The 24,093-nt window shown below is 74.0% G+C and carries 16 protein-coding genes; 7 read left to right on the forward strand and 9 right to left on the reverse strand.

All coding sequences use genetic code 11. From position 1 onward, the window contains the following. Nucleotides 1–59: 59 nt before the first annotated feature. Together ACZ6NC_RS06745 and ACZ6NC_RS06750 are read left to right on the forward strand one after the other, a co-directional pair. Nucleotides 60–1,265, forward strand: coding sequence for a hypothetical protein (locus ACZ6NC_RS06745; RefSeq protein ID WP_465729649.1), 1,206 nt, complete (start codon nt 60–62; stop codon nt 1,263–1,265). Nucleotides 1,266–1,317: 52 nt separating this feature from the next. Then, entirely contained in the window at nt 1,318–3,543 is a 2,226-nt protein-coding gene (locus tag ACZ6NC_RS06750) for a tetratricopeptide repeat protein (protein ID WP_465729651.1), read from the forward strand. 75 nt (nt 3,544–3,618) lie between these two features. Here ACZ6NC_RS06750 and ACZ6NC_RS06755 read toward each other — a convergent pair whose 3' ends face one another. From ACZ6NC_RS06755 to ACZ6NC_RS06765, 3 genes are all read right to left on the reverse strand, one after another. Then, nucleotides 3,619–4,836: an MAB_1171c family putative transporter gene (locus tag ACZ6NC_RS06755; protein ID WP_465729653.1), complete on the reverse strand. Its 1,218-nt coding sequence runs from the start codon at nt 4,834–4,836 to the stop codon at nt 3,619–3,621. A 4-nt stretch (nt 4,837–4,840) separates the two neighbouring features. Beyond that, a complete protein-coding gene (locus ACZ6NC_RS06760) occupies nt 4,841–5,266 on the reverse strand; it encodes a hypothetical protein (protein ID WP_465729655.1) in 426 nt (141 codons plus the stop codon). 223 nt (nt 5,267–5,489) lie between these two features. Then, nucleotides 5,490–5,909 carry an XRE family transcriptional regulator gene (locus tag ACZ6NC_RS06765; protein ID WP_465729657.1) on the reverse strand — a complete coding sequence of 140 codons (420 nt, stop codon included), beginning with the start codon at nt 5,907–5,909 and terminating at the stop codon, nt 5,490–5,492. A 332-nt stretch (nt 5,910–6,241) separates the two neighbouring features. On the opposite strand from ACZ6NC_RS06765, the gene ACZ6NC_RS06770 reads away from it, so the two are divergent. Beyond that, nucleotides 6,242–6,574, forward strand: a complete 333-nt coding sequence (locus ACZ6NC_RS06770) for a VOC family protein (RefSeq protein WP_465729659.1) — start codon at nt 6,242–6,244, stop codon at nt 6,572–6,574. A 138-nt stretch (nt 6,575–6,712) separates the two neighbouring features. On the opposite strand, the gene ACZ6NC_RS06775 is transcribed toward ACZ6NC_RS06770, so the two are convergent. Together ACZ6NC_RS06775 and ACZ6NC_RS06780 are read right to left on the reverse strand one after the other, a co-directional pair. Beyond that, the gene (locus ACZ6NC_RS06775; protein WP_465729661.1) at nt 6,713–8,041 is read right to left on the reverse strand and encodes an MFS transporter; all 1,329 of its coding nucleotides are present in this window, start codon (nt 8,039–8,041) and stop codon (nt 6,713–6,715) included. 54 nt (nt 8,042–8,095) lie between these two features. Next, nucleotides 8,096–9,055 (reverse strand): helix-turn-helix domain-containing protein, encoded by a 960-nt coding sequence (locus tag ACZ6NC_RS06780; RefSeq protein ID WP_465729663.1) that lies wholly within the window; start codon nt 9,053–9,055, stop codon nt 8,096–8,098. Between the two features lie 98 nt (nt 9,056–9,153). Between ACZ6NC_RS06780 and ACZ6NC_RS06785 the strand changes: the two genes are divergently transcribed. Next, nucleotides 9,154–10,185 (forward strand): saccharopine dehydrogenase NADP-binding domain-containing protein, encoded by a 1,032-nt coding sequence (locus tag ACZ6NC_RS06785; RefSeq protein ID WP_465729665.1) that lies wholly within the window; start codon nt 9,154–9,156, stop codon nt 10,183–10,185. A gap of 139 nt (nt 10,186–10,324) precedes the next feature. Here the strand turns inward: ACZ6NC_RS06785 and ACZ6NC_RS06790 are convergent, their stop codons facing one another. The 3 genes from ACZ6NC_RS06790 to dnaE all read right to left on the reverse strand — a co-directional run bounded on the left by ACZ6NC_RS06790 (nt 10,325) and on the right by dnaE (nt 14,635). Continuing rightward, nucleotides 10,325–10,576: a hypothetical protein gene (locus ACZ6NC_RS06790; protein ID WP_465729667.1), complete on the reverse strand. Its 252-nt coding sequence runs from the start codon at nt 10,574–10,576 to the stop codon at nt 10,325–10,327. A gap of 103 nt (nt 10,577–10,679) precedes the next feature. Next, nucleotides 10,680–10,925, reverse strand: a complete 246-nt coding sequence (locus ACZ6NC_RS06795) for a hypothetical protein (protein WP_465729669.1) — start codon at nt 10,923–10,925, stop codon at nt 10,680–10,682. 152 nt (nt 10,926–11,077) lie between these two features. Then, a complete protein-coding gene (gene dnaE, locus ACZ6NC_RS06800; RefSeq protein WP_465729670.1) occupies nt 11,078–14,635 on the reverse strand; it encodes a DNA polymerase III subunit alpha in 3,558 nt (1,185 codons plus the stop codon). 280 nt (nt 14,636–14,915) lie between these two features. Between dnaE and ACZ6NC_RS06805 the strand changes: the two genes are divergently transcribed. Further along, the gene (locus tag ACZ6NC_RS06805; RefSeq protein ID WP_465729672.1) at nt 14,916–15,878 is read left to right on the forward strand and encodes a hypothetical protein; all 963 of its coding nucleotides are present in this window, start codon (nt 14,916–14,918) and stop codon (nt 15,876–15,878) included. An 18-nt stretch (nt 15,879–15,896) separates the two neighbouring features. Continuing rightward, nucleotides 15,897–16,652 carry a hypothetical protein gene (locus tag ACZ6NC_RS06810; RefSeq protein WP_465729674.1) on the forward strand — a complete coding sequence of 252 codons (756 nt, stop codon included), beginning with the start codon at nt 15,897–15,899 and terminating at the stop codon, nt 16,650–16,652. Between the two features lie 86 nt (nt 16,653–16,738). Here ACZ6NC_RS06810 and ACZ6NC_RS06815 read toward each other — a convergent pair whose 3' ends face one another. Continuing rightward, complete coding sequence (locus ACZ6NC_RS06815) at nt 16,739–17,941, reverse strand: ArsB/NhaD family transporter (RefSeq protein WP_465729676.1); 1,203 nt, start codon at nt 17,939–17,941, stop codon at nt 16,739–16,741. Between the two features lie 89 nt (nt 17,942–18,030). Between ACZ6NC_RS06815 and ACZ6NC_RS06820 the strand changes: the two genes are divergently transcribed. Then, entirely contained in the window at nt 18,031–23,961 is a 5,931-nt protein-coding gene (locus ACZ6NC_RS06820; protein WP_465729678.1) for a WD40 domain-containing protein, read from the forward strand. The last annotated feature ends 132 nt before the right edge of the window (nt 23,962–24,093 follow it).

The raw sequence follows: 24,093 nt of genomic DNA on the forward strand, positions 1-24,093 counted from the left end.
TACGTCCGGCCGGCACCGCTCCACCCCGCCCCCTCCGCCTACCTCCCGCAGGAGGATCCGTGCACTCCTCCACGGACAGCAACTCCACCGCCCCGGGCATCGACCTGGACCGGCCGATACCGCTCCGTGAGCTCGTGTACCTCCCCGAGGCCGACGAGGTCACCATCGGCAGCCCGGAGACCGACACCTACGCCGTCTTCCCCGCCGACGGTGCCGAGTTGGTCCGGATGCTGGCCGAGGGCCTCACGCCCCGCGAGACCGCCGGACGCTACGAGGCCGTGCACGGTGAGAGCGTCGACATCGCCGACCTGGTCGAGGCGCTCGTCGACCTCGACCTCGTCCGCCCCGCCGGCGACGACACACCGGCGGGACCTGCCACGCCGGTGCGCTGGCAGCGTCTGGGGCAGCTGGTGTTCAGCCGACCGGCCCTCGTGGGCTACGCACTGGTGACGGCCCTCGCCGTGACCGAGATGGTCCGGGTGCCCGAGCTGGTCCCGCGCGTCGACAACCTGTTCTTCAGCTCGTCCTACACCCTCGTCGTGCTGATGCTGTTCGTCGGCCAGGTGCCGCTGCTCGCCCTGCACGAGGCCTTCCACGCCCTGGCCGGCCGCCGGCTCGGCCTGCGCTCGCGGCTCTCCATCGGCCGCCGCCTGGTCTACCTGGTGCTGGAGACCTCCCTCGACGGGCTGGTCAGCGTGCCGCGCCGGAAGCGCTATCTGCCCATCATGGCCGGCATGCTGGCCGATGCCCTGGCGATCGCCCTGCTCACCCTGGTCGCCGACGTGACCCGCGACGCCAACGGGGTGGTCGCGTCGCTCTGTCTCGCGATGGCCTACGCCACGGCACTACGCCTCGCCTGGCAGGGGTTCTTCTACCTGCGGACCGACATCTACGTCCTGCTCAGTACCGTCCTGGGCTGCGTGAACCTCCATGCCGCCGCAACCGACGTGCTGCGCAACGCCGTTCGGCGGGTCGTCGGCCGGCCGCCGCTGGACCTCTCCGCCCACCACCCGGTCGACCGGAGGGTGGCGCGCTGGTACGCCTGGCTGATGCTGGTGGGCTACGTGTTCACCCTCACGATGTTCGCCGGGGTCGTCGTACCGACGGCGTACCGCATGCTGCACGACATGTGGCTGCGCCTGACCGGACAGGCCGACCTCGCCGGCCGCCTCGACTCGCTCGCCCTCATGCTGCTCAGCCTCGCGCAGACCGCCGCCGTCGTCGTGCTCGCCGCCCGCGAGCGGCGCGCCGCCCGGTCGGCCTGAGCCCCGAACCCTCCCTTCGCCCCTGCGCCACCGCACGAAAGGCAGCTGTGTCATGGCCGAGCACCGCCACCACTGGGTCCGCGCCGCCGGGCGTCCCGCCCGCGTCGACGCCCGCGAGCGGCTCGACCTGCCGCCCGTGCTCGCCGCGGTGAACGCCGACCGCCGGCTGCGCGGGCCCTACACCGCCGTCGGCTCGATCCTGCGGGCGATCGTCCCGGACGCGCTCGCCCGCTGCCCCGAGGCCGTCACCGGGCACGACATCGAAATCCTCTCCACCACGCCGGAACTGCGTGACCTGGTGCCCGCCACCCGCGAGACGCTGACCTCCCTGGCGGTGCCCAAGGAGCGCACCCGCTTCTACTCCGCGCTGCGCACCCTGCGGATCGCCCACGGCCTGGTCGAGTTCCTGGAGGCGTACCTGCGCGCGGCCGGTCCGGCCCCGCGCACACTGATCGTCGACGACGCCCACCGGGCCGACCCCACCGACGCCGAGTTCCTCGCCGTCCTGCTGCGGCGCATCGATCCCGCGCTGCTCACCGTGGTCGTCACCACCGGCAGCGAGCCGCCGGAGCGCCCGGCCGGCATCGGAAGCGAGGACCTTCCGACCGCCCTCGCCACCTGGTGCACGGTGCTCGACCTGTCGGACCGGGGCGGCCGGCCGGACGAGGGCCGGTCGGCGGAGGGCCACTCCCGGACCCCGGCCGACGCCGCGCTCGGCCGCAGCTACATCGCCGGCGACGGCGTCGGCGACAATCCGGACGAGATCGCCGCCTACCTGGGCCTGCCGCCCACCGAGCGCGCCCGGCTGCACGATCTGCGGCGGGCGGAGCTGGAGACGGCCGGCGAGTCCTCCCTGCGGCTGGGCGCCATCGCCTGGCACGCGGAGCACGGCAGCGACCCGTCCGGCGCCGGGGCCGACATCCTGCGCCACGCGCTCGACCACTGCATGGACCTCGGCTACTACCACGCCGTCCTCGACCTCGGCGAACGCGGCCGGCGGCTGGTCACCCACGAGAGCAGCCCGACCCACTGGTGGGCCTTCACCACCAAGATGACGACCTCCTTCGCCGCGCTGGGCCTCGCCGAGCGGGCGCTGCCGCTGTACGACGAGGCCCGGGCGCTCAGCACCTCGCCCGAGGTCCACATGCAGGCCGCGTACGCCACGGCCATGCTCCACACCCGGCACTTCGACGCCGACCGGCGCGACCACCAGCTGGCCCGGAGCTGGGTCAACCAGGCGATCGCCTTCGCCAAGTGGCATCCCGAGCCGAAGGAGCGGGAGGCGCGCGTGGTGTTCAACCGCAACGGGCTCGCGCTGATCGAGGTCCACCAGGGCCGCCTGGAGGAGGCGTTGGCGCTGCTGGACGCCTGCATCGCCCGGCTCGACGAGACGCTGGAGGACCACGAGCACGCGCTGCACCGATCCGTGCTGCGCTACAACCGTGCGCAGGTGTACGCGGGTCTCCGCCGTCACACCGAGGCCGTCGCCGACTACACCGCGGTGATCGAGTGCGACCCCAACTACGCCGAGTACTACTTCGACCGGGGCATGCTCTGGCGCGACCTCGGCCGTCCGGAGCAGGCGCTGGCCGACTACGACCGGGCCATCCGCCTCTCGCCGCCGTTCCCCGAGGCGTACTTCAACCGGGCCGACGTCCTGGCCGAGCTCGGCGACACTGAGGCGGCGGTGGCGGACTTCGGTTATGTCCTCCAGCTCGACCCGGCGTTCGCCGACGCCCGCCTCAACCGGGCCGCCCTGCTCCTCGAGTCGGGCGAGCACCAGCTCGCCTGGAGCGAAGTCCTGGCCGGCCTCGCGGCCACCCCGGCGAGCCCGCAACTCCTCTGCTTGAAGGGTCAGTTGCTGGCGGCCGACGGCGACACGCCCGCGGCGTCCGACGCCTGGGAAGCCGCCCTCGCCGTCGACCCCGAGTACGCCCAGGCGTGGGCCCTGCGCGGCGAACTCCGTTACGAGGAGGGCGACCTGGACGGCGCGAGTGCCGACCTGGCACGCGCGGTCGAGCTCTCGGACGACCCCGGCATGCAGTTCAACCTGGCGGTCGTCCATCACGACGCCGGACGCTACGACGAGGCCCTTCGGCTGCTCGACGAGGTGCTCGGCTCGACCGAGGACGTGGATGCCCGGCTGCAGCGGGCCCGTTGCCTGATCGGGCTCGACCGGGCGGACACCGCCAAGGAAGACCTGCTCGCCTGCCTGGAAGCCGATCCCGCATCCGCCGAGCAGGTGTACGAGCTGATGCCGGACCTGGCCCACGCCTGATCGGGCCCCGCCCCGCCACCAACCCCGCCCCGCCACCCCGCCGTAGACGCCGGGCGGCGGGGCGGTCCCACGACGTCAGCGCTCTACCGCCGCGCGGGCCAGCTCGCCGCGCACCCGGCCGCGGACGTGGGCCACGGCGGGCGAACCCGTGTACGCGGCGGCCACCTTGACCAGCCACGCCGCCTCCTCGTGGATGTCCGCCGCCACCGGGTGCGGCACGCATCCCTCGCCGGGGCCGACGGGGAAGCGGTGCCCGGCCCGGGCCGCCTCCAGAGCGGCGGCGATGGCGGCCGCCTCCACCACGGCCGCGAGCTCCTCCGCCTCGGCGGGGCCGATGACCTCCCCCACCCAGAGCGGTACCGCCGGATGCAGATGGGGGCGGAGGGAGAGCTGGCCGTCCCGGATCTCGATGATCCGCCGGTACAGCGCGAACTGGACATCGCCTCGCCGCCGGCCTCTCCCGCCCCCGAACAGCCGGTCCGGGGTGACGAGTTCGATCTCCGGCAGCGCGGTCCGCATGGCCCACCAGAGCGGACCGAGCCGGCGGTGATCGTGCCAGGCCCGCACGCGTCCGGCCCAGTCGGCCCAGGCCGACGCGGTCGCTCCCGCGAAGCCCAGCGTGACGCAGACGGCGCCCGCCACCCCGGACACCCTGCTCTCCGCACCGTTCTCACGGCCCGCGGTGAGGATGTTCGCCAGGTCGTGCAGGTTGTCCGCCGTCCACATCAGGCCCGCCAGCGCACTGAGCGCCATCAGCCGCAGGCCCAGCCGGAGGACCCCGGGCGGCAGGCACCGTGCACAGCGCCCGATCAGGAACCCGAAGACCGCCAGACACCACGTGGTGTGGACGGCGAAGAGTGCGACGTACGCCGCCAGGATCGGCCTGCCCGCGCCGTTGACGCTGACCGCGGCGCCCTCCCGGACGGGCGAGGCGGCGACGAAGGCGGCGATGCTCAGCACGACCGTGGCGGCCGTGAGGGCGGTCTGCCGCCGCACGGCGCGTCGCGCCGTCGCGGCCGGCCAGGTGGAGTAGGCCATCATGGCCAGTGCCCCGGACGCGGCGATCTTCAACTGGTCGGCCACCAGGGTGAGGTGGCTCGGGTCGGGCACCACGGCGGCCAGCGCCGGAGCCGTGGCCGGGGCGCTCAGTGCCATCCCCGCCCCGATCAGCGCCCCGCAGGCGTAGCCGTAGTGGAGCGCCGGGTCGGAGCGGCGTCCCCGGTCCATCAGGATCTTCCAGAGTGTGCCCAGCAGCGCGACCGCACCGGCGAAGTAGCCGGCGGTGCTGGCCACCTGGTCACCCACGGCGCGCCGTGTTGCGCCGCAACGGCCGCCCGAACACGTACCGTAACCGTCCTACCTGGTCGGCGAGTTGGCCGGCCGCCATGGAACAGGGCCGGCGCAGTGCGCGTTGCAGGGCGAGCGAGGCGACGAGCTCGGCCTCCTGCTCCTGCCGCTCCGTGTATCCGGACCGGCCGAGCACCCGGCGCACCAACTCCTCCGACAGCTGGGTCGTCAGAGCGCGCGGCACGGCGGTGCTCAGCCCGGTGCCCCCGGAGCCCCCGATGTGCCCGATGTGGCCGCAGAGGAGGTGCCCGATCTCGTGCAGCACGATGTGCTGCTGGTGCAGCGCCGTGGTGTCGGCCGGGTAGCCGATGTAGTCCGCCCGGTCGGTGCTGATCAGCACACCGCACGGCGAGTGCTCCGGGCCGGAGAGCGGCATCAGTTCGATGGGTCTGCCGCGCCGCAGGGCGAGCGCCTCCGTCAGTGCCGGTATGCCGAACGGTTCCGGAAGCGGTATCGACTCCGCGACCCCCCGACATCGCTGCCAGAGCCCATGCTCAACCCCACCCGGATACCCCACGATTCGCCCCCCTGGCGTTCGACCGGGAGGTGATACTACGGACGCGGCAACGCCGAGGGAATCCGCTTCGCCGTGAAGGCCGCTACCTGCCGCCGGCCTCGCGGCGGGCGATCGCCTCGATCATGTCGCTGATCGTGCCGAGCCCTTCGGGCGAGAGGGTCACCGCACGCAGGGCCACCTCCCGTACGCCCGCGTTGCGCAGCGCTCCGAGCAGTGCCAGCTCCTCGGCGATCCTGGCACTCTGCCGGTCGTCGAAGAAGTACATGGGCGGCACCTGGAAGAACTGTGCCAGCGCTTCGAGGTGACGCTTCGTCGGGTTGTCCCGGCGGCCCGTCCGGAGCTGCCAGAGGTAGGTGGCCGAGAAGCTCTCGCCGGTCGCCTCCCGGCAGGCCCGGGCGACCTCCTCGTGGGTGTACTGCTCACGGTCGGGACGGCGGACCACGTCGAACAGCCGGTCCAGCTTCGCTGCGAGCGTGGACGCACCGGAGTCTGCTTCGGGCACGGCACACCTCTTCCCTCACCCCGTGCACACGCTTCGTGCGTGCGCAGATGGATCACTCGCGACGGTGTCTCATTCTAGTTGCTCCGTCGGAAGGGCGACGGTCGCGGGTCGGCGTGATCCGGCCGACCCGCGAATGCCCGTGGCAGGGGTGCGGGTGGTGGGGGCCGGTCCGATCGGGTGACTTCCCGAGGAGGGCCGGTGCGGGTGGGCGGCGGCGGCGGGAATGGTGACGGCCCCGCCGCTACGTTGGGCGACCGGTCCTCCCCGGCTGGGGCTCTGACCGGCCCTCGGCACGGGCGGGCCCGGCCCACTCCACCCGAGAGGAAGAACCGATGAGTCCGACGATCCGCACCCTGGTGGTCCCGGTGTCCGACCTGGACGCCGCCAAGAAGGTCTACGGCGCGCTGCTGGGCACGCCGCACACCGACCAGCCCTACTACGTCGGCTACTCGGTCGACGGCTTCGAGGTCGGCCTGAATCCCCACGGCGACGTGGCCGGCGGGCCGGTCGTCCATGCCGACGTCGACGATCTCGACGCCGCCCGCACCGCCCTGCTGGCCGCCGGCGCGACCGAGCGGAGCGCGCCGCGCGAGGTCAGTCCGGGGGTGCGGATCTGCGTGCTGGAGGACAGTGACGGCAACCCGGTCGGCCTGCGGGGCAAGTAGCGGCGCGGCGGTGGGGGGGGGGGGGGGGGGGGGGGGGGGGGGGGGGGGGGGGGGGAGGGGGGGGGGGGGGGGGGGGGGGGGGGGGGGGGGCGGCCCCCCCCCCCCCCCCCCCCCCCGCCGGCGGTGGGGTGAGGCCGGTCAGCGCAGTACCCGCTCCTCGTCGGGCAGGTCGGGCCCGACGGCCGACCGCCCGGCCCGGTCCCCGCCCCGGTCCCCGTCCTGGTCCCCGTCCTGGTCCCCGTCCCGTGCGCCCCGGCCGCCCCGCTCGCGCCGCTCGTACGCGAACGCGCAGGCGCCGGCGGCCACCGAGCCCAGACCGCCCAGGACGAGCCCGGAACGCGCACCCTGATGCTGGGCCAGCCAGCCGACGCCCATGGCGCCCAGCGGCGTGGACCCCTGGAGGATCAGGGTGTAGAGCGCCATCACGCGACCGCGGTACCGCGGGTCGCTGCCGAGCTGGATCCGGTGGTTCGCGGCCTGCGCGAAGAGGATCGCGGTGAAGCCCACGAGGAACAGCAGCACCATCGCGACAGCGAACGAGGGCGCCCATCCGGCGAGGCACTCCAGCGTCCCGAAGGCCAGCGCGGAGCCGGTCACCAGCCGGCCCGACGGCCGTCGCCGGCGCCCCGTGGTGGCGAGCGCCGCGGCCAGCGACCCGGCGGCGAAGCTGCTGGCCAGCAGTCCGAAGGAGGCGGGGTCCACGTGGAAGACCGTCTTGGCCAACAGTGGCAGGGTCAGCTGGAAGTTCATGCCGAACAGGCCGACCGCGGCGACGAGTGCGAGGGCCAGCAGCAGGTCCCGGCGGCCCACGACGTAGCGCAGGCCGTCCCGCACCCGCGGGCGGGCGTCCGGGCGGGGGCCGCGCCTCAGCTCGGCGGGGCGGATCATCCGCAGGGTCGACACCGTCGCCAGGTAGCTGAGCGCGTTGAACAGCATGACCCAGTCGGTGCCCAGCGCGGTGAGGAGCAGGCCGGCGACGGCCGGGCCGACGACCCGGGCGGTGCTGAAGTACGCGGCGCTGAGCGCCGACGCGTTCGGCAGCAGCTCGGCGCCGACCATCTCGCTCACGAACGCGAGGCGGGTCGGGACCTCAACCGCGTTGACGAGGCCGAGGCCGAGTGCCAGCCCGTAGACGTGCCACAACCGGACCTCGTGCGCGAACACGAGCAGGGACAGGACCAGGGCGAGCGCACCGGCGGCCAGGTTGGCGACGGTGAGCAGCAGGCGCTTGTCGTACCGGTCGGCGAGCCGGCCGCCGTACAGGGTCAGCAGCAGCACGGGGGCGAACTGGAGGGCGGTCGCGGCGCCCAGAGCGGTGCCCGAGTTGTCGGTCAGGCCGAGGACCAGCCAGTCCTGGACGACGACCATCATCCAGGTGCCCGTCGCGGAGACGAGCTGGCCGGCCGCGAAGAGCCGGAAGTTCCGGACGGACAGGGAGCCGAACGCGCGGGTGAGTAGCTTGGTCATGGTCCGACGATCACATTCCGCGCTCGTCGCGGGGTGGAGCGGCGCAATCGGGGGTCAGAGCGCCGTCACCGGGCCGCCGCCGCTGCGGAACGAGCGCCGGTAGCTGTCGGGCGGGACCCCGACGACCCGCTTGAACTGGCGTCGGAGCGTGGTGGCGGTGCCCATGCCGGTGGCGACGGCTACCGACTCGATGCTCTGGTCGGTGGCCTCCAGCAACTCCTGGGCACGGCGTACGCGTTGGGTGAGGAGCCACTGGAGCGGCGTCTGCCCGATCACCGACCGGAACTGCCGTCCGAGATTGCGCGGGCTGGTGTTCGCCCGCCGGGCCAGGTCGGTCACGGTCAGCGGCTGGTCCAGCCGCTGCTGGACCCAGGCGAGCAGCTGGGAGAGCACGTGGTCGCCCGTGACCTGCACCGGCGTCGCCACGAACTGGGCCTGGCCGCCGGGCCGGTGCGGCGGCATGACGAGGCGACGGGCGACGGAGTTGGCGATCGCGGCGCCGTGGTCGAGGTGGACCAGGTGCAGGCAGAGGTCCACGGCGGCGGCCTTGCCCGCGGCCGTGAGCACGCTGCCGTTGTCCGTGTAGAGCACGTCCGGGTCGACCGCGGCCAGTGGATGGCGTGCGCTCAGCTCCGCGGCATGGGCCCAGTGGGTGGTGGCCCGCCGGCCGTCCAGCAGGCCGGCGGCGCCGAGGACGAACGCCCCGGTGCAGAGGGAGGCGACCCGGGCGCCCGCCTCGTGGGCCGCCCGTACGGCCTCGATCAGCTCCGCCGGCAGCGGCTCGTCGATGTCGGCGCACGCGGGCACGATCACGGTGTCGGCGCCGGCCGCGTGGTCGAGCCCGTGTTCGGGCTCGACCGTGAACGGGCCGACCCGCACCGGCCCGGGCCCGCAGAGCCGGACGTCGTACCAGCCGTCCGTGGCCTCGCGCGGGGGGTTGCCGAAGATCTCGTAGGCCACCGCCAGTTCGAAGTGCAGCAGGTGACCGGCGGTCAGCAGGGCGACAGTGGGCATGTCCGAAAGTGTACGGGTGCTGTCCTTCCGGACCATCACACTCCGGTCCCCGCCGCGGCCAGACTGGACCCATCGGAACAGCGAGAAGCGGGGGCACGATGAGTACGACGGCTGCAGTGGTGGTTTACGGGGCGACGGGGCACACCGGCCGGTTCGTCGTCGCCGAACTCCGGCGGCGTGGCTTCGCCGTCGTCGCCTCCGGCCGTGACGCGGCCCGGCTGGAGGCGCTGGCGGCCGAGTGGGCGGACGTGACCGTACGGCCGGCCGCCGTGGACGACCCGGGCGCGTTGGACCGGGCCCTGGCCGGCGCTGCGGCCGTCATCAACTGCGCCGGGCCGTTCGCGGTGACGGGAGGCCCGGTCGTCGAGGCTGCCCTGCGCGCGGGGATCCCGTACCTCGACGTCGCGGCGGAGATCGAGGCGAATGCCGCGATGTTCGCCGACCACGCGGAAGCGGCCCGGAACGCGGAGACACCCGTGGTGCCGGCGATGGCCTTCTACGGCGGGCTGGGCGACCTGCTGGTGACCGCGGCGATGGGCGAGTGGACCACGGCGGACGCGGTGCACGTCGCGTACGGGCTGAGCAGCTGGCACCCCACGCCGGGCACCCGGGAGGCCGGCCAGGTGTCCCACGAGCGGCGCGCGGGCCGCCGGGTGCGGTTCGCGGACGGTGCGCTGCAGTACCACGACGACCAGCCGTGGGAGCAGGACTGGCACTTCCCGGAGCCGCTGGGCCGGCGTGCGGTGATCGCGGAGTTCACCATGGCCGATGTCGTCACCGTGCCCAGCCACCTGGCCGTGTCCGAGGTCCGCACCCACATGACGGTCGAGGCCGCGCGTGACCTGGCCGGGGAGGACACCCCGGCGCCGGAGGCGGTCGACGCCCTGGGGCGCTCGGACCAGACGTTCGTGGTCGACGTCGTCGTCCGCTCGGGCGGCGTCGAGCGCCGCGCCTCGGCCCGTGGCCAGGACATCTACGCGATCACCGCACCCCTGGTGGTGGAGGCCGCCCGGCGGGTCCTGGCCGGGCAGACGCGCACCACCGGCCTGGCCTCGGCCGGTGCGATGTTCGACGCGGCGGACTTCCTCCGGTCGCTGGCCCCGCACCTGTCGGTCGAGCTCCCGCACTGACCGGTCGAGCTCCCGCGCCGGCCGGCCGCGTGCCGGGGGGGGGGGGCGGGGGCTTCGTCCAGGACCGGCCGGGGCGGATCCGAAGGGGTCGTGACCATGTCAGATTCGGGCTGCCCCGGCTACGCGGGGGCCGCGTGCGTCATTCGCGTGACCACTCGGTCTCGGCCTGGGGCTCGCCGACGGCCTCCGCCCCTTCCCAGAGGCGGAGCCTGACCGCCCGGGGGCCGGGCGCGGGCCGGGAGAGTGTGCGCACGAACACGTCCCGCAGGTGGTTCGCCGCCCGCTGGGGCGGTCCGTCGTACGCCAGGGGGTTCGGCATGAGGGTGTCGTCCTGCCGGGTCCAGTGTCCGTTGTCGTCCTGTGTCTCCAGGACCCATCGGTAGTGCGGCATCCAGGCCTCCTGTGGCGACGAGCCGGCCCCAGGACAGACCGTAAGGGCCGCAGCGGCGGACGGCGACCCGTGAACGCCGCCCGCGGTCCTCGTCGGCACGCCGTCAGTACTCGGAGCCGCTCCGCAGGTAGGTGCCGGCGACCTGGAGCCACGCCGAGGGGCTGAAGTACGCCTCGACCGCGTGCGGGGTGTCCTCGAAGACGCGCAGGATCCGCAGTGCCCCGCTCGGGTGCAGGTCGTACTCGTACGTGTAGCCGTCGGCCGTGTCCTGGTACTGCATGTCCAACGGCCCCTTCGACGGTTCATCCGGCGACCGGGCCTCGGTCGAGAGCTTCACGTAGACGGACATGGCTCACCACCCATCCGCGGGCGCGGGTCCGGTCCGCCGGCACAGGGCCGACCCGTCCGTCGCGGCAGCCCGGGCTGTCCCGCTGTCCCCACCGTACTCCGCCCCTGCCGGGCCGGCCGGGCTCCGTACGCCGGCGAACCGACCGGCGCCCGCTACACCGTCCCCGCCCAGGCGTGCGTGCCGAGCAGCGTCTTGATGTCCGAGGCGAGCCCGTTGTCGGGGTTCACCTGGAAGCCCAGCTCGTAGAGGGTGTCCTTGTCCCAGTTGGTGGTCAGCAGGCGGACCGGGACGTCGCCGGGGTGGGCCCGGAGGGCGAGCTTGAGTTCGGCGACCGTCTCGGCGGTGATCCGGCCGAGCGGCATGGTGATCTGGACCGGCGGCTTGGTGCCGAGCTCGGCGGAGGAGACGTCCAGGGTGGTGATCTCCTGGCCGAAGATGCTCAGCGAGCCGTCCCGCTCGTTGAGGCGCCCGCGGACCGAGATGACGTTGTCCTCGACCATCTGCTCGGCCATCAGGTTGTAGGTGGCGGGGAAGAACAGCACCTCGACCGAGCCGTCGCGGTCGGCGAGGGTGATGATCGCCCAGGCGTTGCCGGCCTTGTTGATCCGGCGGTCGACGGCGGTGATCAGGCCGGCGAGGCGGACCTCGCCCTCGGTGCGGCCGGAGCCGAGGAGTTCGGCGATGGAGGTGTCGCGGTTCTTGGAGAGGATGTGCTCGGCGCCGTCGAGCGGGTGGCTGGAGACGTAGAGGCCGAGCATCTCGCGTTCGAGGCTGAGCAGTTGGCGGCGCGGCCACTCGCGGTCGGTGAGCTGGAAGTCCAGGCCGATGCCCGGGCCGGCGCCCTCGTCCGCGTCCAGTGCGCCGAAGAGGTCGTCCTGGCCGATCGCCTGCTGCTTCTTCAGCCCGGTGACGGCGTCGATCGCGCTCTCGTGCACGGTGCTGAGCGAGAGGCGGGTGTGCCCGAGGGAGTCGAAGGCGCCGGCCTTGACCAGGGAGTCGACGGTGCGCTTGTTGCAGACCACCAGCTCGACCTTGTCGAGGAAGTCCGCGAACGAGGCGTACTTGCCCTTCTCCTTGCGGGTCTTCACCAGCGATTCGATGACCGGCACGCCGACGTTGCGCACGGCCTTCAGGCCGAAGCGGACGTCGCTGCCGACGGCGGTGAAGTCGACCACGGACTCGTTGACGTCGGGGGAGAGGATCTTGATGCCCATCTGGCGGCACTCCGCCAGGTAGACGGCCATCTTGTCCTTGTCGTCGGCGACGGAGGTGAGCAGGGCGGCCATGTACTCGGCGGGGTAGTTGGCCTTGAGGTAGGCGGTCTGGTACGAGACCAGGCCGTACGCGGCGGAGTGCGATTTGTTGAAGGCGTAGCCGGCGAACGGGACCAGGACGTCCCAGACGGCCTGGATGGCCTCGTCGGAGTAGCCGCGCTCCTTGCAGCCCGCGTGGAAGGGGACGAACTCCTTCTCCAGCACCTCCTTCTTCTTCTTGCCCATCGCGCGGCGGAGCAGGTCGGCCTGGCCGAGCGAGTAGCCGGCCAGTACCTGGGCGGCACGCTGGACCTGCTCCTGGTAGACGATCAGGCCGTAGGTGGGGCCGAGGACCTCGCTCAGCGGGGCCTCCAGCTCGGGGTGGATCGGGACGATCTCCTGCTGGGCGTTCTTGCGCAGCGCGTAGTTGGTGTGCGAGTTCATGCCCATCGGGCCGGGCCGGTAGAGCGCGGAGACGGCGGAGATGTCGGCGAACTCGGTGGGCTTCATCAGCTTGAGCAGGGCGCGCATGGGGCCGCCGTCGAGCTGGAACACGCCGAGGGTGTCGCCGCGGGCGAGCAGCTGGTAGGTGGTGGGGTCGTCGATCGGGATCTTCTCGATGTCGACGTCGACGCCCCGGTTGGCCTTCACGATCTTGATGCAGTGGTCGATGATGCCCAGGTTCCGCAGACCCAGGAAGTCCATCTTGATCAGGCCCATGGCTTCGCACGACGGGTAGTCGAAGCCGGTGATGATCACGCCGTCCTTGTCCCGCATGTGCAGCGGGATGAGGTCGAGAAGCGGGGTGGAGGAGAGGATGACGGCGGCGGCGTGCACGCCGGTGCCGCGGATCAGGCCCTCGATGCCCAGGCCGGTGTCGATGATCTTCTTGACGTCGGGCTCGTTGCTGTACAGCGCCCGGATCTCGGTGCCCTCGTTGTACCGGGGGTGCTTCTCGTTGAAGAGGTCGGCCAGCGGGACGCCCTTGCCCATGACGTCCGGCGGCATCGCCTTGGTGATCCGGTCGCCCATCGCGAAGGGGTAGCCGAGGATGCGGTTGGCGTCCTTGACGGCGGCCTTGGCCTTGATCGTGCCGAAGGTGTTGACCTGGGCGGTGTAGGCGGAGCCGTACTTGTCGGTGACGTAGCGCACCATCTGGTCGCGCTGGCGGTCGTCGAAGTCGATGTCGACGTCCGGGGGGTTGATGCGCTCGGGGTTGAGGAACCGCTCGAACAGCAGGTCGTGCTCCAGCGGGTCCAGCTCGGTGATCCGGGTCAGGTAGGAGACCATCGAGCCGGCCGCCGAGCCTCGGCCCGGGCCGACCGGGATGCCGTTGTCCCGGGCGTACTGGCAGATGTCGGCGACCACGAGGAAGTAGGCGTCGAACCCCATCGGGGTGATCACGCCCATCTCCAGCTCGACCCGGTCCAGCACCTCCTGGCTGGGGCTGTCGCCGTAGCGGTGCTGCAGGCCGGCGGCGATCTTCTGGCGCAGGAACGAGGCCTGGGTCTCGCCCTCGGGCACGTCGAACTGCGGCATCCGGTCGACGTAGGTGAAGACCTCCTCGTACGACTCGACCCGCTCGGCGATCGCCAGGGTGTTGTCGCAGGCCTCCGGCAGCTCGCGGAAGAGCTCGCGCATCTCCTCGGCGGTCTTGATGTAGTAGCCGGTGCCCTGGAACTTGAACCGGTTCGGGTCGTCCTTGTTCTTGCCCACGCCGACGCAGAGCAGGCTGTCGTGGGCGTCCGCCTGGTCGGCGGTGACGTAGTGCGAGTCGTTGGTGGCCAGCAGCGGGATGTCCAGCTGCTTGGCCAGGCGCAGCAGGTCCTGGCGGACGTCCTGCTCGATGGACAGGCCGTGGTCCATCAGCTCCAGGAAGTAGTTCTCCTTGCCGAAGATGTCCTGGTAGGCGCCGGCCGCCTTGACGGCCTCCTCGTACTGCCCGAGCCGCAGCCGGGTCTGCACCTCGCCGGAGGGGCAGCCGGTGGTGGCGATGATGCCGGCCGCGTTGGCGGCGATCAGCTCGCGGTCCATCCGGGGCTTCATGTAGTAGCCCTCCATCGACGCGAGCGAGGAGAGCTTGAAGAGGTTCCGCAGGCCGGTGGCGTTCTGTGCCCACATGGTCATGTGGGTGTAGCGGCCGCCGCCGGAGACGTCCTTGCCGCCCTCGCCGTCCGCGCTGGCCGGCCGCTGGCCGCCGGGGGACCAGAACACCTGCTTCTTGTGGAAGCGCGAGGACGGGGCGACGTACGCCTCGATGCCGATGATCGGCTTGACGCCGGTCTTGGCGGCGGCGTGGAAGAACTCGTACGCGCCGAACATGTTGCCGTGGTCGCTCATCGCGATCGCCGGCATGCCCTGTCGCTCGGCCTCCGCGAACAGCTTGCCGTTCTTCGCGGCCCCGTCCAGCATCGAGTACTCGGTGTGGACGTGCAGGTGCGCGAAGGTGTCGGACACGACGGCGGGCTCCTTGTCGGCGGGGCGGGCGCCCGGGCCGGGCGTCCCGGGGCGGAGCCCTCCAGGCTAGCCGGTCGGCGGCGGCGACTCGCCCGGGCGGGGGGTCGGGGCCGGGGTCCTTGACCGGACCTCCCCGTGTCGTCGATCACTCCTTGACGGGCCTGCCGGCGGCCCGGGCCGAGCTCCGGCCGGTCAGGGCCGCGCAGCCGGAAGTCCTGCTGTCTGGTCGTCAAATGCCTGCGGGACTTACCATGTTGGTCGGCGAACGAGGGGGTGCGGGGTGGCGCACGGGGGTTCGGAGCCCGGGCGGCGGCTGGAGAACGCGATCGCGTGGGCGCTGCGGAACTCGGACGGCGTCGTCGCCTTCTGCGGTGCGCTGGCCGTCGGGCTGCTCGACCTGTTCGGTGGCGGGCTCGGCGACAACGTCGTCTCCGGCGCGACCCTGCTGGTGCTGGCGGCGGTGGTCTACGGGTCGCTGGCCGAGCGCCGGCGCCGGATCAGCGACATCCGGGAGGCGACGGCCGGCGCCCGGCAGGCGCTGGACAGCCTGACCTCGGTGCGGGAGCTGGCCGGGGTGGAGCTGGAGCGGGCGCTGGAGCTCGCACGCCAGGACACCGACCGCTGGGTGTTCAAGGGCGGTACCGGCACCTACCTGCGGGCGGTCACCCTGCCCGAGTGCGTCCGGGAGGCGAAGCGCCGCCGCCGCTCGCTCACCGTAAAGATCGACATCGTGCACCCGGGCGACGAGCGGGCCTGCGCGGCGTACTCGCGGTTCCGGGAGACCTTCGGCAGCCGGCCGGACGGCGCCCAGCCGGGCGGGTGGAGCGTGGAACGCACCCGCAAGGAGTCGTACGCCACGGTGTTCGCGGCCGCCTGGTACCGGCAGCGGCTCGACACCCTGGAGATCGACGTCCACCTCTCCTCGGTCGTCCCGACCCTGCGCTTCGACCTCTCCGCGTCGTGCCTGATCATCACGCAGGACGATCCGCGGCGGGTCAGCCTCTACGTCGAGCGCGGGCGGCCGCTCTACGACTACTACGTCACCGAGCTGCACCACTACCGGGACCAGGCGGTCAAGCTCGACCTCCGGGACGCCGAGCCGCTCAGTGACGACCCGACCGTCGACGAGGCCAGGCGGCTCTTCGACCAGCTGGGCGTCCGACTGCCCGCGGCCTTCGCGGACGGGGACGTCGGCGACATCATCGACAGGGCGCTGCACGCGGAGAACCCGTACCGCAGGTAGCCGCCGGAGGGAGAGACGATGGACCCCTTCCCGGACCCCTTCACGGGCCCCTGCCCGGACCCTGGCTCGGGCCCCCGCACGGGCCCCTTCCCGGAGCTCTTCGCGACGCTCGACCGGGCCGTCGGGCAGAGCGCCGCCTCGCCCGCGCTGGACGGGCTGCTCGGCGGGATCCTGGCGGAGGTCGTCTCGGGCGCGAGACCCCTGCGGGCCGTCGCCCACCCACTCGGCTTCTTCTGCCTGCCGGTGCTGCGCGACGGGGAGTTCGGGGTCTGCGTGCACGTCTTCGGCCCGGACACCGACGCGCCGGGCCCGGCCCGCGGTGTGCGGGAGATCCACTGCCACAGCTGGGAGCTGAAGAGCAGCGTGCTGTACGGGCGGGTCGGCAACCTGCGGGTCGCGGTCCACGACGAGCCGGACCGGCCGACCCACCGCGCGTACGAGGTGTACAGCGCGGCGGGCACCGACGAGATCCGGCCGACCGCGCGGCTGGTGCGCTGGGAGCCGCTCGGCGAGCGGACCAGCGCACGCGGCGAGACGTACACCCTGGGGGCCGGCGAGTTCCACGCGACCGTCCTGCCGGGCGGTGGATCGGCCGCCACGGTGGTGCTGGGCCGCTCGGTGCCGGGCCCGGTGGACGTCGTCCTCGGGCCGCTCGACGGGGGCGCCCGGCGAGTGGTGCGCCGGCAGTGCGACGCGGCCCGGACGGCCCGGATCGCCGAGGCGGCCGCCAGGGGGATCGCTGACATCCCCCCGCCCAGAAGGACGGGGTCGTAGCCAGATACCCGACACCCGACGAGGACTGAAGCGGGGCCCGCCCGGCCCGGGCCGCCCGGCGGCACGCCGGACCCTCACCGGCCCGGCTACGCCGTGAGCGCGAGCGCCGAGGTGGCCAGCAGCACGCCGGCCACCGCCAGCACCGCGCTGGTCCCGGCGACGCCCCGCAGCGGCACCCGCAGGCCTGCCGAGCGGCACCGCTCGTACCAGAGCAGGGTGGCCAGCGAGGCCCACGGCGTGATCAGCGGGCCGATGTTGGTGCCGATCAGCAGGGAGAGCAGCTGCTGGTGGTTGGCGACCGGCACCGCGGCCTCCCCGGCCAGGTAGACGGGCAGGTTGTTGAGCAGGTTGGACAGGCCCGCGCCGACCGCCGAGGCCCGGAACATCCCGAGCACCCCGCCGTCCGTCCCGATCGCCGCGTCCAGCACCCGGTGCAGCCCGTGCGCGTCGACCGTCTGCACCACCAGGAACATCCCCGGCACCATCACCAGCAGCCGCCACGGGACCAGCGAGGCCCGCAGCGCCTCCGGCCGCCGGACGGCGAAGGCGGCCACCGCCACCAGGGCGGCCGCACCCGAGGCCACCCAGAGCGGCAGGCCGGTCAGCAGCGTCGCCAGCAGGAAGCCGGCGCAGGCCAGCCCGCAGACCCGGAACAGCACCCGATCGCCCGGCCGGTGGGCGGGCGGCGGCGTGTAGTCGGCGGCGCCCCGGCGGCCGCGCCGCCAGTAGAAGCCCCAGAGGCAGGCCATCGTCGCCAGCAGGGCGGCCAGCTGTGGCGCCCACATCACCCGGGCCAGCCCGGTGGGGGAGAGCGCGACCCGCTCGGCGGCCAGCAGGTTGGTCAGGTTGGACACCGGCAGCAGCAGGCTCGCGGTGTTGGCCAGCCAGACCGTGGTCATCGCCAGCGGCAGCGGCGCGATGCCCACCCGCGTGGCGAGGGCCAGCATCACCGGGGTGAGCAGGACGGCGGTGGTGTCCAGGTTGAGGGTCATCGTGGTGACGGCGGCGAAGGCCACACAGAGCAGGAACAGCGCGGCGTAGCTGCCCCGCCCGGCCCGCGCCACGCCCGCCGCCACGACGTCGAACACCTCGGCGGCGCTGGTGAGTTCGGCCAGCACGATGACCGTGCCGAGAAAGGCGAGCAGCGGTGCGATCCGGGAGACCGCCGCGCTCGCCGACGCCGCCGGCAGCAGACCGGTGGCGAGGAAGAGCAACCCGCAGGTGAGCAGCCCCGCGGCCACCCAGTCCAAGGGGTGGAGACGTCTGACGGTGGGCCAGTAGGCAAGCACGCCCGCCAGGGTCGCACACGGTTGTTCTCACGTCGAGACCGGGTCCGAACGGGGTTTAACAGAGGCCGATCGGTCACAAGCTCTCCCCCATGGGGGCTTTGGACGCAACCCCGGGTGGCCCCGGGCCGATCGACTTCTTCATCAGCTACTCACCGGCGGACGAGCGGTGGGCGGCCTGGATCGCCTGGACGCTGGAGGAGGCCGGCTACCGCGCCTTCCTGCAGGCCTGGGACTTCGTCCCCGGGACCAACTTCGTGGACTTCATGGACCGCGGCGTCACCGAGTCCGCCGCCACCATCGCCCTGCTCTCGCGCAACTACGAGCGCTCCCGGTACGGGCGGATGGAGTGGCAGGCCGCCCTGCGCTCCGACCCGGACGCCCCCGACCGCCGGCTCCTGACCGTCCGGATCGAGGACATCCCGGTGGACGGCCTGCTCGCCACCCTCACCTACATCGACCTGGCGGGCGTCGCCGAGCCCGCGCGGGCCCGGCAGCTGCTGCTCGCCCGGGTCGGCCAGGCCATGGAGGGCCGGGCCCGGCCCGACCTGCGGCCCGGCTACCCGGGCGGCGCCGTCGGGGCGCCCGTCGTGCCGGGGCAGGCGCAGCCGCAGGTGCCAGCGCCCCGGCCGGTCGGCGGGACCGGCTGGGCCGGCCGGCGCAGGCCCTCCGCCCCGCCCGAGTACCCGTCGGCCGGTGACCGGGCCGGCGGCCGCGAGGGCGTGTCGGTGCTGCACCTGGCGGGCCCGTCCTTCGGCCGCGGCAGCGACCCGGTCGACCTCCAGGCCGCCATCTGGGGCGACCTCGTGGAGCTGGCCGACGCCGGCGCCCCCGCCCCCGAACTGGTCGTCGTCACCGGCGACCTGACCGCCTCCGGCAGCCCCCGCGAGTGCGAGCAGGCGCTCGCCTTCCTCACCGGGATCCGCTCGCTGCTCGGCGTGGAACCGCACCGGGTGGCCATCGTGCCCGGCGGGCAGGACGTCAGCCAGGCCGCCTCGCGCGCCTACTTCAGCACCTGCGAGGCCGACGAACTGCGGCCCGCCCCGCCGTACTGGCCCAAGTGGCGCCACTACGCCCGGCTGTTCCAGGAGTTCTACCAGGGCCTGGACGTCGTCTTCGACAGCGCCCAGCCGTGGACGCTCTTCCCCGTGCCCGAGCTCGGCACCGTCGTCGCCGGCCTCAACTCCTCGATGGCGTACAGCCACCGCGCCGACGACCGGTACGGCTGGCTCGGCCCCGAGCAGGCCGCCTGGTTCGCCCAGGCGCTGCGCCCGTACGAGAACGACGGCTGGCTGCGGATCGGCGCGCTGCGCCACCCGGTCACCGCCCGGCCCGCCGGCGCCCGGTCGGCCCGGGCCGGCCAGGACGCCGAACCGCTGCGCGACCTCGACCGGTTCACCCGGCTCACCGCGCCCCGGCTGCACCTGTTGCTGCACGGCCCGGCCGACTCCCGGCCGACGGTCCGCGCGCTCTCCACCGGCACCGGCGAGGTGAGCGTGGTCGGCGCCGGCGGCCCCGGCACCCACCAGCTGCTCCGGCTCACCCGCCACGGCCTCACCCGCTGGCCGGCCCCGGGCGCCGAACTCCAGCAGACGCCCGCCGCCTGGCGCCGGGCCCACCGCGCCTTCCCGCCGCCGCCCGACGCGGCCGAACCGCCCGCCCCGCCGACGCCGCCGGCCGCCGCCGCCCTGCCGCCCGCCGAACCCGAACGGGAGGCCCGGGAGCTGGCCTCCCCGGCCGACACCCTGCTCGCCCGGGTCGCCGAGGTCTGCCGGACCCGCCACGAGGGCGCCCAGATCCGTACCGTCGCCGGCGCCCCGCCCCAGCTCTTCGTCACCTGGACGGAATCGGGCTTCGTCCGCCAACAGCGCGTCGCCGCCTGCGTCTCCACCCCCACCGCCGAGGACGTCGACCGCTTCGTCGACGCCGTGCACGCCGCCGGCACCGCCCCCGACGCCGAACTCGTCCACGACGGCCCGCCGCCCCCGCGCGAACTGCGCGACCGGGCCCGCCGGCGTGGCGTGCGGCTGCGCAGCTTCATCGAGTTCCAGGGCCTGCTCGACCTGAGCGGCTACGTCGCCGCCCAGAGCGAGCGGCTCAGCACCGACAGCCAGTACCAGCCCGGCCTCTACCTCCCGCAGCGCTACCGCGACGCCGAACGCCCCGGCGGCGCCGAACGCGAGGGCCTGGTCGACGAGATGCTCCGGCTGCTGGAGTCCGACCACGGCCGGTTCCTGCTGCTGCTCGGCGACTTCGGCCACGGCAAGACCTTCGCCCTGCGCGAGCTGGCCCGCCGCATCCCCGCCGAACTCCCGCACCTGACACCGCTGTTCATCGAGCTCAGCGCGCTCGACAAGGCGCACTCCTTCGACGGCCTGGTGGCCGCCCACCTGACCGCGCACGGCATCGACACCATCGACCTGCGGGCCTTCCGCTACATGCTCCGGCAGGGCCGCATCGTCCTGCTCTTCGACGGCTTCGACGAACTGCTCAACCGGGTCAGCTACGAACGGGCCGCCGACCACCTCCAGGTACTGCTCGACGCCGCCGTCGACAACGCCAAGATCGTGGTCAGCAGCCGCACCCAGCACTTCAGCTCCCAGGAGCAGGTGCTCACCGCGCTCGGCGAGCGGGTCGGCCTGCTCCCGCAGCGGCGGCTGCTCGCCGTCCAGGACTTCACCGCCGCCCAGATCCGCGGCTACCTGGTCAACCGCTACGGCGACGAGACCGCCGCCGACCGCCGGATGCGGCTGCTGGAGGCCATCCCCGACCTGCTCGCCCTCTGCCGCAACCCCCGGCTGCTCAGCTTCGTCGCCGACCTCGACCACGACCGGCTGCGGGCCGTCGCCGGCGCCGGCCGGGCGCTCAGCGCCGCCGGCCTCTACCAGGAGGTCTTCACCGCCTGGCTGCGGTTCGAGGAGCAGCGCGGCCACGGCGGGCCGGGCGCCGCGCCCGGCCTCGGGCTGGACCAGCTCTGGGAGGCCGTCACGCTGCTCGCGCTGCGGCTCTGGGAGAGCGGCCGGGGCGCCATGCCGTACGACGAACTGCTCGACATCGCCGGGGTGCTGGCCGACCTGGCGGGCACCGGGCTGCCCACCCCGCAGGTCGCCCACGCGGTCGGCTCCGGCTCGCTGCTGGTCCGCTCCGACGAGGGCATGTTCCAGTTCATCCACGGTTCGGTGGTCGAGTGGCTGGTCGCCCGCGCGGCCGCGGCCGGCCTCGGCGCGGGCGAGCCGGAGCTGCTCGCCCGGCGGCCGCTCACCCGGCTGGCGGTCGAGTTCCTCTGCGACCTGGCCGACCACCAGGTCTGCCAGGAGTGGGCGCAGTCCGTCCTGGACGGCGCCGCGGACTCCGCCGGCTCCGAGGAGGTCGCGCGGTCCAACGCGGTCAAGGTGCTGGCCCGGCTCCGCGTCCCCGCCCACACCGACCTGCGCGGCGCCGCCCTGGCCGGCGAGGACCTCTCCCACCGGGACCTCTCCGGCGTCGACCTCGCCCGCGCCGACCTCACCGACGCCCGGCTGCTCGGCGCCAACCTCGCCGGCGCCTCACTGCGCGGCGCCCGCCTGGTCGGCGCCCGGCTCGACGCCGCCGACCTCACCGGCGCCGACCTGCGCGACGCCGACCTGCGCGGCGCCCGGCTCATCCGCACCGACCTGCGCGGTGCCCGCCTGCGCGGCAGCCGCTGGCAGCGGGCCGCCCTGATCTCCGCCGTCACCGACGCCCGGGTGCTCGCCGCCCCCGAGCTCCGCGCCGCCGCCATCGCCCCCGGCCTGCCCGTCGAGGCGGGGTTCCGCCCCTCCGAGGTCGGCGTCCCCTACGGCTTCGACGTCCGCACCACCCGGCTGCCCGAGCCGGTCGCGTTCAGCGTCGACGGCCAACTCCTCGCCGTCGGCAGCGACGACGGCTCCGTGCTGATCTGCGACGCCGTCACCGGTGTCGCGCTGCGCACCCTCAAGGACCACATCGGCCGCGTCTACGCGGTCAAGTTCGCCGGCGACGTGCTGGCCACCGGCAGCGCCGACGGCACCGTCCGGCTCTGGGACCCGGTCTCGGGAGAGTGCCGCCACCGCCTCGACGTCCACCCCGGCGGCGTCTGGCCGGTCTCGCTCGGGGCCGGCGGTGCCCTGCTGGCCACCGGCGACGCCGAGGGCACCGTCACCCTCTGGGACACCGCCGCCGGCCGGCTGCTGCGCAGCCTCCCCGGCCACACCGCACCCGTCTACACGGCGGTGTTCAGCCCCGACGGCTCCCAGCTCGTCACCGGCGACCGCGCCGGCGCGGTCCGCCTCTGGTCCACCGGCAGCGGCCGGCTGATCGCCGAACTCCCCGGTCACCGGGGATCGGTGTACCGCGCCCGGTTCAGCCCGGACGGCACCGTCCTGGCCACCGGCGACGGCGGTGTGGACGGCGTCCGCGGCGGCACCGTCCGGCTCTGGGACGTCGGCCGGCGCCGGCTGCTCCACACCCTCGAAGGCCACGGCGGCCGCGTCTACACGCTGGCCTTCCACCCCGACGGCGACCTGCTCGCCAGCGGCGACACCGAGGGCCGGATCCGGCTCTGGAACCCGCTCGACGGGACGGCCGCCGGCCTGCTGGAGGGCTGCACCGGGGCGGTCTACCAGGTGGCGTTCGACGCCGACGGCACCCGGCTCGCGGCCGGCGACAGCGACGGCGTGGTCCGGGTCTGGCGGGTCGGCCCGGTGCGCAGGAGCGGCAGTGGTGGCAGCGGCGGCGGCGGCCGCGAGGTGGCGCCGCTGCGCCGCCAGCCGCCCGAGCACCGGGGCTCGGTCTGGGTCTGCCGGTTCCGGCCGGCGGACCGGCCGGTCGCTGGTCCGGGCGGTGGTCCGGTCGGCGGGGCGGTCGGCGGACCGGCCGGGCCGGACGCGGAGCCGCTGCTGGTGACCGGCGGCAACGACGGCGCCGTCCGGCTCTGGGAGCCCGGCTCCGGCCGCAGCCGGCTGCTGCTGCGCGGCCACGGCCGGCGGATCGGCTCGCTCTCCTTCAACGGCGACGGCACCCTCCTCGCGGCCGGCGGCAACGACGGTGTCGTCCGGCTCTGGGAGCCGGCCACCGGCCGCCGGGCCAGGGAGCTCGCCGCCCGCAGCAGCCGGCTGGTGTCCGCCCAGTTCAGCCCCGAAGGCCCGCTGATCGCCACCGCCAGCAACGACGGCGACCTCTACCTGTGGAACGCCCGCACCGGCGAATACCTGCGCGAGATGGACGTCGAGACCGAACACGTCTGGGCCGAGGCGTTCAGCACCGACGGCGTCCTCGTCGCCACCGCCAACGACGACGACACCGTCCGCATCTGGTACCGCAGCACCGGCGCCCACGTCGCCACCCTGCGGGAACACCGCGGCAGGGTCCGCTCCATCTCCTTCAGCCCGGACGGGCGGCGGCTCGCCACCGGCTGCGACGACAGCCGGGTCCGGATCTGGGACATCGCGGCCGGCCGGATAGAGACCCAGCTCGAAGGCCACCACGACCGGGTGTACGCGGTCGCGTTCGCGGCCGACAACACCTGGCTGGCCAGCGCCTCCTGGGACGGCGACGCCGTGATCTGGGCCGACGGCGCCGTCCGCCACCGGCTCGGCGGCCACGTCGGCCGGCTCTGGACCGCCGCCGTCCACCCCCGGCGCCCGCTGCTCGCCACCGCCGGCGACGACCGCGTCGTCCGCCTCTGGGACCCGCACACCGGCCGCGACCTCGGCCGGCTCCGCGGCCACACCGGCCGGATCCTGGCCGTCACCTTCAGCCCCGACGGCTCCCTGCTCGCCGGCGGCGGCGAGGACGGCACCGTCCGTCTCTGGGACGTCCCCGCGACCGGCCTCCCCACCCTCCGGGCCACCCTCCTCGGTGCCCCCGACGGCTGGGCCGCGCTGCTGCCCTCCGGCGCCTACAAGTACGAGGGCGACGTGGTGGGCGAGTTCTGGCACGCGGTCGGCATGTGCCGCTTCGAGCCGGGCGAGTTGGACACCCACCTGCCGGGTGTCCACCGGCTGCCGCCCGAGGCGGAGCTGTGAGCCGGCGGCGGACGGGCGCGGGGGGGGGGGGGGGGGGGGGGGGGGGGGGGGGGGGGGGGGGGGGGGGGGGGGGGGGGGGGGGGGGGGGGGGGGGGGGGTGCGGGGGTGGGGGGGTGGGTGGGTGGGGGGGGT

The organism is Kitasatospora sp. NPDC041988 (assembly GCF_055588525.1).